The 12,415-nt window shown below is 67.0% G+C and carries 11 protein-coding genes; 9 read left to right on the top strand and 2 right to left on the bottom strand.

All coding sequences use genetic code 11. The annotated features are described in order from the left end of the window. Window positions 1-25 precede the first annotated feature (25 nt). The 8 genes from atpA (at window position 26) to ASF87_RS13205 (ending at window position 9,955) form a co-directional block, all read left to right on the top strand. Window positions 26-1,666 carry a F0F1 ATP synthase subunit alpha gene (gene atpA, locus ASF87_RS13170; RefSeq protein ID WP_042541848.1) on the top strand — a complete coding sequence of 547 codons (1,641 nt, stop codon included), beginning with the start codon at window positions 26-28 and terminating at the stop codon, window positions 1,664-1,666. Window positions 1,667-1,686: 20 nt separating this feature from the next. Further along, a complete protein-coding gene (locus ASF87_RS13175; RefSeq protein WP_056376573.1) occupies window positions 1,687-2,586 on the top strand; it encodes a F0F1 ATP synthase subunit gamma in 900 nt (299 codons plus the stop codon). A 21-nt stretch (window positions 2,587-2,607) separates the two neighbouring features. Continuing rightward, window positions 2,608-4,062 (top strand): F0F1 ATP synthase subunit beta, encoded by a 1,455-nt coding sequence (gene atpD, locus ASF87_RS13180; RefSeq protein ID WP_042541846.1) that lies wholly within the window; start codon window positions 2,608-2,610, stop codon window positions 4,060-4,062. A 2-nt stretch (window positions 4,063-4,064) separates the two neighbouring features. Next, complete coding sequence (locus ASF87_RS13185) at window positions 4,065-4,325, top strand: F0F1 ATP synthase subunit epsilon (protein ID WP_042541845.1); 261 nt, start codon at window positions 4,065-4,067, stop codon at window positions 4,323-4,325. Between the two features lie 73 nt (window positions 4,326-4,398). After that, window positions 4,399-5,145: a YaaA family protein gene (locus tag ASF87_RS13190; RefSeq protein WP_056376574.1), complete on the top strand. Its 747-nt coding sequence runs from the start codon at window positions 4,399-4,401 to the stop codon at window positions 5,143-5,145. Window positions 5,146-5,263: 118 nt separating this feature from the next. Beyond that, window positions 5,264-6,049, top strand: coding sequence for a DUF5684 domain-containing protein (locus ASF87_RS13195; protein ID WP_052493006.1), 786 nt, complete (start codon window positions 5,264-5,266; stop codon window positions 6,047-6,049). A gap of 242 nt (window positions 6,050-6,291) precedes the next feature. After that, entirely contained in the window at window positions 6,292-7,131 is an 840-nt protein-coding gene (locus ASF87_RS13200) for a PP2C family protein-serine/threonine phosphatase (RefSeq protein ID WP_056376575.1), read from the top strand. 58 nt (window positions 7,132-7,189) lie between these two features. Then, the gene (locus ASF87_RS13205) at window positions 7,190-9,955 is read left to right on the top strand and encodes an FtsK/SpoIIIE domain-containing protein (RefSeq protein WP_082508918.1); all 2,766 of its coding nucleotides are present in this window, start codon (window positions 7,190-7,192) and stop codon (window positions 9,953-9,955) included. 19 nt (window positions 9,956-9,974) lie between these two features. On the opposite strand, the gene ASF87_RS13210 is transcribed toward ASF87_RS13205, so the two are convergent. After that, window positions 9,975-10,970: an asparaginase gene (locus ASF87_RS13210; RefSeq protein WP_056376577.1), complete on the bottom strand. Its 996-nt coding sequence runs from the start codon at window positions 10,968-10,970 to the stop codon at window positions 9,975-9,977. A gap of 81 nt (window positions 10,971-11,051) precedes the next feature. On the opposite strand from ASF87_RS13210, the gene ASF87_RS13215 reads away from it, so the two are divergent. Beyond that, window positions 11,052-11,546, top strand: coding sequence for an OsmC family protein (locus ASF87_RS13215; RefSeq protein ID WP_056376578.1), 495 nt, complete (start codon window positions 11,052-11,054; stop codon window positions 11,544-11,546). Window positions 11,547-11,561: 15 nt separating this feature from the next. On the opposite strand, the gene ASF87_RS13220 is transcribed toward ASF87_RS13215, so the two are convergent. Then, window positions 11,562-12,341 (bottom strand): lysophospholipid acyltransferase family protein, encoded by a 780-nt coding sequence (locus tag ASF87_RS13220; protein WP_042541839.1) that lies wholly within the window; start codon window positions 12,339-12,341, stop codon window positions 11,562-11,564. Window positions 12,342-12,415: the final 74 nt, after the last annotated feature.

The following is a 12,415-nucleotide window of genomic DNA, read 5'->3' on the forward strand; positions in this document are numbered from 1 at the left end:
CGCACCCAGATACAAAGGGAAGACAATGGCAGAACTATCGATCAGCCCCGACGTCATCCGTGACGCGCTGAAGGACTTCGCCGCAGCATACGAGCCCACTGGGGCCGCGGCGACCGAGGTCGGCACCGTCATCGACGCGGCAGACGGCATCGCGCACGTCGAGGGACTTCCCGGCGTGATGGCGAACGAGCTCGTCACCTTCGCAGACGGCACCAAGGGACTCGCGCTCAACCTCGACGAGCACCAGATCGGTGTCGTCGTGCTCGGTGAGTTCACCGGCGTCGAGGCCGGCCAGGAGGTCACCCGCACGGGTGAGGTCCTCTCCGTCCCCGTCGGCGACGGCTACCTGGGCCGCGTGGTCGACCCGCTGGGCAACCCGATCGACGGCCTCGGCTCCATCGCCACCGACGGCGTGCGTGAGCTCGAGCTTCAGGCCCCCGGCGTCATGCAGCGCAAGTCGGTCCACGAGCCGATGCAGACCGGCATCAAGGCCATCGACGCGATGATCCCCGTCGGCCGCGGTCAGCGTCAGCTGATCATCGGCGACCGCCAGACCGGTAAGACGGCCATCGCGATCGACACGATCATCAACCAGAAGGACAACTGGGAGTCGGGCGACGTCAACAAGCAGGTTCGCTGCATCTACGTCGCGATCGGCCAGAAGGGCTCGACCATCGCTTCGGTGAAGGGCGCGCTCGAAGAGGCCGGCGCTCTGGAGTACACCACCATCGTGGCCGCTCCTGCATCCGACCCCGCCGGTTTCAAGTACCTCGCTCCGTACACCGGTTCGGCCATCGGTCAGCACTGGATGTACGGCGGCAAGCACGTCCTCATCATCTTCGACGACCTGTCGAAGCAGGCTGAGGCCTACCGTGCCGTATCGCTCCTCCTGCGCCGTCCGCCGGGCCGCGAGGCATACCCGGGTGACGTCTTCTACCTGCACTCGCGTCTGCTCGAGCGTTGCGCGAAGCTGTCCGACGAGCTCGGCGCGGGCTCGATGACCGGTCTGCCGATCATCGAGACCAAGGCGAACGACGTCTCGGCATACATCCCGACCAACGTGATCTCGATCACCGACGGCCAGATCTTCCTGCAGTCCGACCTCTTCAACGCCAACCAGCGTCCCGCGGTCGACGTGGGTATCTCGGTCTCGCGAGTCGGCGGTGACGCTCAGGTGAAGTCGATCAAGAAGGTCTCCGGAACCTTGAAGCTGGAGCTCGCGCAGTACCGCTCGCTCGAGGCGTTCGCGATGTTCGCGTCCGACCTCGACGCGGCTTCGCGTCGTCAGCTCTCCCGCGGTGCGCGTCTCACCGAGCTGCTCAAGCAGCCTCAGTACTCGCCGTACCCGGTCGAGGAGCAGGTCGTCTCGATCTGGGCCGGAACCAAGGGAAAGCTCGACACCATCGAGGTCTCCGACGTCCTGCGCTTCGAGCGCGAGCTGCTCGACTACCTGCGTCGCAACACCCAGGTTCTCGAGACGCTGCGTGACACCAACGTCCTCGACGACGACACCGTCGCCGAGCTCGAGAAGCACACTGACGCTTTCATCCTGGAGTTCCAGGGTGGCAAGGGACACGCCATCGGCGCTCCCGGCCACGAGGAGCACGCTGCAGCAGAGGCTGACGACGTCAACCAGGAGAAGATCGTCAAGGGTCGTCGCGCGTAACCGCGTGAGGAACTGAACTCATGGGCGCTCAACTCAGGGTCTACAAGCAGAAGATCAGCTCTGCTCAGACGACCAAGAAGATCACGAAGGCGATGGAACTCATCGCGGCTTCGCGCATCCAGAAGGCGATGGGACGTGTCAAAGCGTCCAGTCCCTTCGCGCGAGCCGTGACGAGGGCCGTGTCCGCCGTCGCGACGCACTCGAACGTCGACCACCCGCTCACCCGCGAGCCCGAGACGATCCGCCGCTCCGCGGTCGTGATCTTCTCCTCGGACCGCGGTCTCGCCGGAGCCTTCAACTCGCAGATCCTCCGTGAGGGTCTCGAGGTGGCGGAGCTCCTGCGCGGACAGGGCAAGGAGCCGGTGTTCTACCTCGTCGGACGCAAGGCCGTCGGCTACTTCCAGTTCCGTCGCATCGCGGCGGCCGCGGAGTGGACAGGCGACACCGACACCCCGTCGTTCCACACCGCAGAGGAGATCTCGGCGAAACTGCTCGAGGACTTCGGGCGCGGCGCGGACGACGGCGGCGTCGACGAGATCCACCTCGTGTACAACCGTTTCGTCAGCATGATGACGCAGTCGCCCGAGTCCGTGCGTCTGCTTCCGTTGGAGATCACGGAAGCCGACGACTCGGAGGCCGGCAACGCCGTCTATCCGCTGTACGAGTTCGAGCCGGATGCCGAGACAGTCCTCGACGCGATCCTGCCGGTGTACATCCAGAGCCGTGTCTTCAACGCTCTCCTGCAGTCGTCTGCTGCCAAGCAGGCCGCGACGCAGAAGGCGATGAAGTCGGCCAGCGACAACGCCGACAAGCTCATCACCGACTACACCCGTCTGCGCAACAACGCGCGTCAGGCGGAGATCACGCAGCAGATCGCGGAGATCGTCGGCGGCGCCGACGCACTCTCATCGAGCAAATAGACCATCAGGAGAGAGACGAAAATGACCCCCACCGCTACGGCTGACCAGCCGGCGACCGCGGTCGTCGGGCGCGTCGCACGCGTCAACGGTCCGGTTGTCGACATCGAGTTCCCCCACGACTCGATCCCCGACATCTACAACGCACTCAAGACCACGATCGTGATCGGCGACTCTTCGGTCGAGATCACCCTCGAGGTCGCTCAGCACCTCGGCGACGACCTCGTTCGCGCCATCGCTCTGAAGCCCACCGACGGCATCGTGCGCGGCCAGGAAGTGCGCGACACCGGCGAGGCCATCTCGGTCCCCGTCGGCGACGTCACCAAGGGCAAGGTCTTCAACGTGATCGGCGAGGTCCTGAACCTCGAGCCCGGTGAGACCATCGAGGTCACCGAGCGCTGGCCCATCCACCGCAAGGCTCCGAACTTCGACCAGCTCGAGTCGAAGACCACCATGTTCGAGACCGGCATCAAGTCGATCGACCTTCTGACTCCCTACGTGCTGGGTGGAAAGATCGGTCTGTTCGGTGGAGCCGGTGTCGGCAAGACCGTCCTCATCCAGGAGATGATCCAGCGCGTCGCGCAGGACCACGGTGGTGTGTCGGTGTTCGCCGGTGTCGGCGAGCGTACCCGTGAGGGCAACGACCTGATCCACGAGATGGAAGAGGCGGGTGTCTTCGACAAGACGGCCCTCGTCTTCGGCCAGATGGACGAGCCGCCGGGAACGCGTCTGCGCGTCGCCCTCTCGGCTCTGACGATGGCGGAGTACTTCCGTGACGTGCAGAAGCAGGACGTGCTGCTCTTCATCGACAACATCTTCCGCTTCACGCAGGCCGGTTCCGAGGTCTCCACGCTGCTGGGCCGCATGCCCTCCGCCGTGGGTTACCAGCCGAACCTCGCCGACGAGATGGGTGTGCTCCAGGAGCGCATCACGTCGACCCGTGGCCACTCGATCACCTCGCTGCAGGCGATCTACGTGCCCGCCGATGACTACACGGACCCGGCCCCGGCGACCACGTTCGCCCACCTCGACGCCACCACCGAGCTCTCGCGTGAGATCGCGTCGAAGGGTCTGTACCCGGCCATCGACCCGCTGACCTCGACGTCGCGCATCATGGACCCCCGCTACTTGGGCGAGGACCACTACCGCGTCGCCACCACGGTCAAGCAGATCCTCCAGAAGAACAAGGAACTGCAGGAGATCATCGCCATCCTCGGTGTCGACGAGCTCTCCGAAGAGGACAAGATCGTGGTGTCGCGTGCACGCCGCATCCAGCAGTTCCTCTCGCAGAACACCTACATGGCCAAGAAGTTCACGGGTGTCGAGGGTTCGACCGTCCCGCTGAAGGAGACCATCGAGTCCTTCGATGCGATCACCCGCGGTGACTTCGACCACGTCGCCGAGCAGGCCTTCTTCAACGTCGGTGGCATCTCCGACGTCGAAGAGCAGTGGGCGAAGATCCAGAAGGAGAACGGCTGACCATGGCATTGCATGTCAGCCTCGTCTCCGCGGATGCGGAGGTCTGGACGGGAGAGGCGAGCCTCGTGGTCGCCAAGACCGTCGAGGGTGAGATCGGCTTCATGACCGGCCACGAGCCGGTTCTGGCCATCCTCGCCGAAGGCCAGGTCCGCATCACTCAGACGGATGGCACCAAGGTGCTCGCCAACGCGCAGGACGGCTTCCTCTCGATGGAGGGCGACGTCCTGACGATCGTGGCAGGCAACGCGGCCCTCATCGCCTGAGCAGTTCAGTTCATAGCGTCCGCCTCGACCCCTCCGGGGGTCGGGGCGGACGCGTCTGTATCACCGAGGTGTCATGAAGATTCTGCTGCCCCCGTCAGAGACGAAGCGATCCGGAGGCGACGGTGCCCCGCTCGACCTGGGCGCGCTCGCGCTTCCGGGCCTCGGCGCGAAGCGTCACGAGGTGATCGACGCTCTCGTCGATCTTGCAGGAGACGAGGAGCACGCGCGGAAAGTGCTGAAACTCAGTCCGAAGCAGGCCGGCGATGTCGCGCACAATCGGATGCTGCGCTCCGCGGCGACCATGCCGGCTGTGGATCGGTACACCGGCGTCCTGTATGACGCGCTCGACGCGGGCAGTCTCATTCCCGCATCCCGTCGCTGGCTCGGCGCACACGTGTGGATCCACTCGGCCCCGCTCGGCCCGGTAGGCGCTCTCGATCCCATACCGCCGTACCGGCTCGCTGCAGGGATATCGCTTCCAGGTCTGCCCGCGCTGCGACGACACTGGGCTGACGCCACCACGGAGGCGATAGCGGGGGAGGACCCCGACTTCGTCCTCGATCTGCGCAGCGAGGCCTACGTCGCGCTCGGCCCGGTGCCAGACGCCGTCGCCTCCTGCTACGTGAGAGTCGTGACGGAGCACGGTCGTGCTCTCAACCACTTCAACAAGAAGTCCAAGGGGCTGCTCGTGCGGGCTCTCGCCGAGGACCGCCCCCGCATCCGGTCGCTTCGGACGCTGGAGACGTGGGCCGGTGGCCGGGGACTCGTTCTCCGCCGCACCGACGAACCCGGTGTCGCGGAGCTCGTCGTCGCGGAATGACCGAGCATGTCGCGCAGGGAGTTCTCCGCGCGTGTGTCGTTGCCCCAAATATCAGCACACCGATATGGTTGGTGTCGCGGCGCGCACAGCGTCAGCTCCATCGGATCCGGAGGGGATCATGTACAACGACTATTACGACAACGGGGCGGCTATCGCCGGCCTCTTCGTCGTCTTCTTGATCAGTCTGCTCTTCGCACTGGCGTTCTATGTGATCTCGTCGATCTTCCTGATGAAGATCTTCGAAAAGGCGGGCGTGCAGGGCAAGTGGCGCGCGTGGGTTCCCGTGTACAACACGATGATCTTCGCGAAGCTCGGAGACATCTCGCCGTGGGTCGTCCTGATCGGCATCGGGCTCTCGTTCATCCCGTACCTCAACTTCCTGACGGGTATCGCGCTCGCGGTCGTCCTCGCTCTCGCTGCATGGCGTGTCGGACTCAAGCTGCAGAAGGACGCTGTCTGGGTCGTCCTGTTCGTTCTGCTCTCGATCGTCTGGTACGGCATCAACGCCTTCGACAAGTCCCGCTGGAACCCGAACATCGTTCCCGCTCCGTGGGCAGGGAACAGCTTCCTTGCTGACTCCACTGTCTGGGACGGCGTGCCCGTGCAGCCGCGCCCGGTCGCGGGCCCCGGCTACGGCGCTCCGCAGGGCTACGGCGCTCCTCAGCAGGGCTATGCGCCTCCCGCGCCGCAGGGCTACACTCCGCCCGCTCAGCCCGGCTACGCCCCGCCGGCTCAGCCTGCCCAGCCCGGCTACGCACCGCCCGCTGCGCCGTCGTCCCCGGCCGCACCCGGCGTTCCGCCCGCTGCGCCGTCGACACCCCCGACGGCTCCGCCCGCTCCGCCCGCAGCGCCCCCGGCAGCTCCGCAGGTTCCGCCCACGGACCCCACGCAGCCCCCGGCCTGATCTGACGCGACACAGAGCCCTCGACTTCGGTCGGGGGCTCTGTGCTGTACGGAGACGACGCTCTGTGGCTCAGAGCACCGGTTGAAGACGATAACGTGGAGGCATGGTCATGTCGCAGCCCCGGGACGGCGCCGCTCGGCTGCGAGCGGCCTTCACGGGCGCGAGTGCCACCGTGGCAGCGTCCACTACGATGTGTGAGTGTCCTGGGGGACCCCGACCCGCAGGCGATCCGGAGGCGACGAGTGGCTGAGACGACGACGAAGACGCACAGCGTCAGGGTTGCGCAGCGTTCGCTGTTGCTCTCCTGGGCGGGTGTCACTGATGTGGGGCGCCGCCGTGAGACGAATCAGGATGCGTTCTTCGCGGACTACCCGCTGTTCATCGTCGCCGACGGCATGGGCGGTCATGCCGGTGGAGAGATCGCGAGCCGGAGCACGGTCAGACGACTCGATGCGGTCGTCGCCGCCGGCGCGGTCGATCGCGGAGCCATCGAGGGAGCGCTCCAGCTGGCCGTTGCCGACATCGCCGACCACCCCGAGACCACCGATGAAGGCACCGGCACCACCCTCACCGGGGTCTTCCTCGAGTTCGAGGGGGACGAGCCGCACTGGACCTCGCTCAACATCGGCGACTCGCGTGTGTACCTTCTCCGGGACGAACGTCTGGTGCAGATCACCACCGACCACTCGGTCGTCCAGGAGCTCATCGCCGCTGGCAAGATCAGCCCCGAAGAGGCCGAGGGTCACCCCTACAGCAATGTGATCACACGAGCGGTGGGAGCGAGTGAACTCACTGCACCCGACTACGTCACCCTCGATGTCCGCCCGGGCGACCGGTTCGTGATCTGCTCGGACGGGCTGACGAAAGAGCTCACCGACTACGGCATCCAGCATTTCCTCCGTGAGAACGCCGATCCTGCCGCTGCCGTCGATGCGATGCTCGCGGCGGCGTTGGAGAACGGTGGCCGCGACAACGTGACGCTCGTCATCGTGCAGATCGAGGACGAGTCCTCTTCGGCGCCTGACGAGGCCCCCTCCGCAGCGGACGAGTCCTCCTCCACACAGGGCGAATCCTCCGAATAACGTCCGATCCCTGTGGAGGGCGCTCACTGGGCCCTTCCCGCGCGGTCCACTAGGGGGCATGGATTCTCTGCCCATAGCGATCCCCGCCGCCCCCGTGCCCGCACGCAGACCGCCGACGCCGTTCATCGCGGCGCTCGTGCCCGTCGCCGCCGGGGTGGTGCTCTGGCTCGTCACCGGTTCCCTGTTCTCGCTGTGCTTCGCAGCGCTCGGGCCTCTGATGATCCTCGCGTCACTGATCGACGGGTCGCGCTCCCGGCGAAAGGCGTTCCGCGTCGCGGAGGCCGAGAGCGCGGCGGCGTGGTCGCTCGCGGAAGCGCAGCTGTCACGACTCCATGATGAGGAGCGTCAGATGCGATGGCACCGTCATCCCGATGCGGCCGCAGGTCTGGCGCAACCTCCGCTGCGCGGCCTCGAGCCACCGGACGCCGACACCGAGATCGTCGTCGGCAGCGGTGTCGGCACCAGCGGTGTGCGGGCGTCGGGAGGCGACGGGGAACGCGAACGAGACTTCAGAACACGATGCGCCAGGGTCGAGAACGTACCGATGACGGTTCCACTCAGCAGTGGCCTCGGTCTGCGCGGTGCGCACCCCGTCGTCGCCTCCGTAGCGAGAGCCCTCGTGGTGCAGCTGTGTGTGAGATTCGGAGCTGCGCAGATGTCGATCGTCGGCCCACATCTCGAGGAGCTGGGGGTCGCGCGGTTTCCGCAGGCGCGCTTCACGCGGCGCGGGTCGCTCCGCGTCGCGGTGGCGCGAAGCGGAGACCCCCGGCCGGCGGCTGACGCCGTGATCTGGCTGCTCGGACGCGGCGAGGATGTCCCCGAGGGAATCACGACGGTCATCGACATCGTCGAGCCGCACCGCGCGAGCGTGCGCACACCGCAGGGGATCGTCGAGGTCTCCACCGAATGCGTGTCCCGCGATCAGGCGATCGCGACCGCAGAAGAGAGCTCGGTCGAGGGCGATGAGCTGGACTCGCTCCCGAGCAGGGTGGCACTGAGCGACCTCCGCCAGCCCGAGTCGCAGGTCGGTCTCGCTGCGGTGGTGGGCCGAGGCGAACACGCCGACGTCCTGCTCGACATCGTCGACGACGGGCCGCACGCCATCGTGACCGGCACGACGGGCAGCGGCAAGAGCGAGCTGCTGGTGTCGTGGGTGACAGCCATGGCGTGCAGCCATGGGCCGGATCGAGTGACTTTCGTCCTGGCGGACTTCAAAGGGGGCACGGCTTTCGAGCCGCTTCGGACGCTTCCGCAGGTGGCCGCGGTCATCACGGATCTCGATGAGGAGGGTGCGCGCAGAGGAGTCTCGAGCCTGACCGCAGAGCTGCGCCGCCGTGAGTCCGTCCTCGCAGAGGCCGGCGCACGTGATGTGCGGGAGATCGGAATGGCGAGGCTGGTGATCGTGGTCGACGAGTTCGCGGCGCTGCTTCAGGATCATGCCGACCTCGGTGCCGTGTTCACCGATATCGCTGCTCGGGGTAGAGCCCTCGGTATGCATCTGATCCTCGGAACCCAGCGTGCTTCCGGCGTGATCCGCGATGCGCTGGCGGCCAACTGCCCGCTTCGAGTGAGCCTGCGTGTTGCAGACGCCGCAGACAGCCGCGCCGTGATCGGCACCGACGGTGCGGCTGAGCTTCCCGGCGGGGTGGAGTCCAGGGGACTGGCGCTGGTCCGTCGTCCCCAGGATGCTGAACCGACGGCGATGAGAGTGGCGCTGACGGGCGCGGCCGACCTGAGAGCCATCGCTTTGAGATGGGCCGACGCCGAAAGCCCGCACAGCCCGTGGCTGCCCGTGCTTCCGCGTATGCTCCCACTGGCCACGCTTCAGGTGGAGACGCGGAAGGGCGATGCCGTTCTGGGGCGAGCCGACGAGCCGGAGCGTCAGCGCCAGCCGCTCGTGTTCCTCTCAATCGGGGCCGATCGTGGCATCGTGCTCCTGGGCGGGCCGGGGTCGGGGCGTACCTCGGCTCTGCGCGCGCTGGCCAAGCAGCACGCAGACCCGCTCTGGATACCGTCCGACCCGGAGCACGCCTGGGACGCCGTCGTCGCTTTGGCGGCAGACGGATCGCGCGGCGCAGGTCTCGTTCTCTGCGACGACATCGACGTCAGGATCAGCGAGCTGCCTGTGGAATACGGTCAGCATGTCGCGCAGCTCTGGGATCAGATCCTGCGGCACGGTTCCCAAACCACCTTCGTGCTCACGGCGACGAGAGCGGCGGGGCCCATCGGTCGGATTCTCGATGCGCTGCCACGCCGGGGGCTGCTGAGGATGCCGAGCCGTGTCGATCATCTCGCCGCAGGCGGCGAGTCCGACGGTTTCGATCGAGACCGACCGCCGGGGCGGATGCGGATGGGAGATCGAGAGATCCAGCTGGTCTGGGTACCCGAGGAGCGACTGCGATCGTCAGGCCCTGCCCACGGTGCCTCTCGGTATCGGCAGGACAGCGGTTGGTCGCCGCGATGCGCTCTCACGGCGCTCGTCACCGCGGGGGTGCCGACGGTCGCCGAATCGCTGGCCGCCGCGCACCCAGGATGCGATGTCGTGGCGCTCTCGGGTGAACCTCGCGACCTCACGACGTCGACACGTCCGACCATAGTGATCGGCGACGCGGACGCGTGGCAACGGAACTGGCCGCTGTGGCAACGGGTGCGCCGAGAGGGTGAGACTCTCATTCGGGCAGAGAACGCCGCCGAGCTGCGGCAACTCGCGGGCGTGCGAGAACTCCCGCCCTACGCGCGACCGCATGCCGGACGTGCCTGGTCGCTGATCGGTGACGCCGGGCCTCGTCGTGTCGTGGTCCCGGCACTGGCGTCCGGGCGATGAGCAGCGGTACGTCGTGTGGTCAGATGCCGCTGCCGGGGCGGACGGCTCCGACCTCCGCGCCGCCACCGAGCACCTCGAGAGGCAGAGCGGCGGAGAGAGTCGCGACCTCGGAGTCGGTGAGCCCGCCTGCGCGTGCGAGCAGAGTCGCGGCCACGATGGTCGATGCGCGTGCGCCGCCGTCGAGCATCTTCAGCGCCACGGTCGTTCCGTTCGGAGCGACCATGACCATGACCCCCTCTGCGCCGCCCTTCGCGAACACCCCGAGCTTCTCGATCGCGATGGTGTCAGGGCGACCGGGTCCGTCGATCGTCCACGGGTGCTCGCGCACCGCGCGCACCAGAGATCCTGCGACCCGATGCAGGGCGAACGGAGAGCGATCGGAGGCGGTGCCGATCCGGTGGATCGAACGGGCGAGACCCGTCAACGTGATCGCGTAGACCGGGGCGCCGCATCCGTCGATCGCCGTGTGGGCGACCTTCTCGCCGGTCAGACGCTCGATGACCTCGCGGATGTGCAGCTGCAGCGGGTGAGTCGGGTCGAGGTAGCTGTCGGTGGGCCAGCCGGTCGCGACGCAGGCGCGAAGCATCGCCGCATGCTTGCCGGAGCAGTTCATGCGGATGCGGGTCTGCACACCGTGCTCGCGCACGAGCTCGTCACGGGCGGACGTATCGCCGGGCCACGCCGGCGGGCAACCCAGGTGGTCCTCGGTGAGGCCGCCCTCGGTGAGGACATCGCGGACGACCGCGGCATGACGGTCGGTGCCGCTGTGGCTCGCGGTGGACATGGCGAGCTGCGCGCCCTCCAGAGCGGCTCCTGCGGTGATGCACGCCACGGCCTGCAACGGCTTGAGGCTCGAGCGAGGCAGGATCAGAGCGTCAGCGTTCCCATAGCGCGCGACGATGTCGCCATCGGGCGAGAGCACCACCGCTGCTCCCGCGTGGCGGGACTCGATGAATCCGCTCCGTTCGACGACGGCGAGTTCCACGGCATCTTGAACGGTGAGAGTCTCCAGCACCTCCCAAGGATATCGTCGGTTCGGTGCACGCAGTGCCAGGCGCGGGGATCGTCGAGGGCTTCCTGGTGGCAGACTGTCGACATGGCAGATAGACCAGTGCCGCTCGGCGAGCATCGCTATTCACTCAGCTCCACCTGGACCGGCAACTCCGGCACCGGCACCAGCGGCTATCGCGAATATCGTCGCGATGTCACGCTCGAGGTCGCAGGCAAGCCTGACATCCTCGCCTCGGCCGACAAGCCGTTCCGCGGCGATCCGTCGCGGTGGAATCCCGAGGATCTGCTGCTCGCCTCGCTCTCCGAGTGCCACCTGCTCTCGTACCTCCACGCCTGTGTCACCGCAGGCGTCGTCGTCGTCTCCTATCGGGACTCGGCCTCGGGAATGATGCGGGAAGACGGCAAGGGCGGTGGCGCGTTCGTCGAGGTGATGCTGCGTCCGGAGGTCGTGGTCTCCGATGCTTCGATGATCGACGCGGCCGAGCGAGCTCATGCGCAGGCCAACGAATGGTGCTTCATCGCGAATTCGATGAACTTCCCGGTGCGGCACGAGGCAACGGTGCGCGCCGAGACGAACTGAGCGGTCGGTCCCGCGTCAGCGGCGCTCGTGGGGGAGCGCCTGCTTGATCTTCTCGATCGTGCTCTGCGCGGGAGCCTCGTTGTAGGCGTCGGCCAGCTCCTGGCCGGACAGGGCATGGATCGCGGCCATGATCTCGTCCGTCGCGAGTCTGCGGGCGCGACCGCTCGTGGCGGGGCCATGGGGTGAGAGGTCGAGCGGTTCGCCGAAGCGCACCGTGATGCGTTCCTTCAGAGTGGGCATCTTGGCGCCGACGGGCATCACCTTGTCCGTGCCGATCAATCCGACCGGGACGACAGGTGCTCCGGTCTGCAGCGCAAGGAAGGCCACACCCGTGCGCCCCTTGTACAGGCGTCCGTCGGTCGAACGCGTGCCCTCGGGATAGAGAGCGACGGCGAGGCCCTCGTCGAGCAGCTGGCGTTGCACGTCGAGGGCGTCGAGGGCGGCCTTGCCCGCACCACGGCGCACGGAGATGGCGCCGATGGACTCGAAGAACGTCTTGCTGAGCCAGCCCTTGAACCCCGTCCCCTCGAAATAGGTGGACTTCGCCAGAAAATGCACGGGACGCGGAGAGGCCACCGGAATCGCGATCGAGTCGATGAAGGACAGGTGATTGCTCGCGAAGATGACCGCGCCGTCCTTCGGGACGTTCTCCCTGCCCTCGATGCGTGGGCGGTAGATCGTGCGCGCGAGCGGGGTGATGAGGCTGCGACCGAGCGCATAGGCGAAGCCTGCGTGACGAGGCTTCTCAGTCTCTGCGGGCGAAGTTTCGGGCTCCACGGACTGCTCTGACGTCATCAGAGCAGATTACCCCGGCAATCATGCCGCGGCGGGAATGAAGCGCCAGCGCGCGCCTCCCAGCATCAGCAAAG

This window comes from Microbacterium sp. Leaf161 (genome assembly GCF_001423645.1).
Lineage (GTDB): Bacteria > Actinomycetota > Actinomycetes > Actinomycetales > Microbacteriaceae > Microbacterium > Microbacterium forte.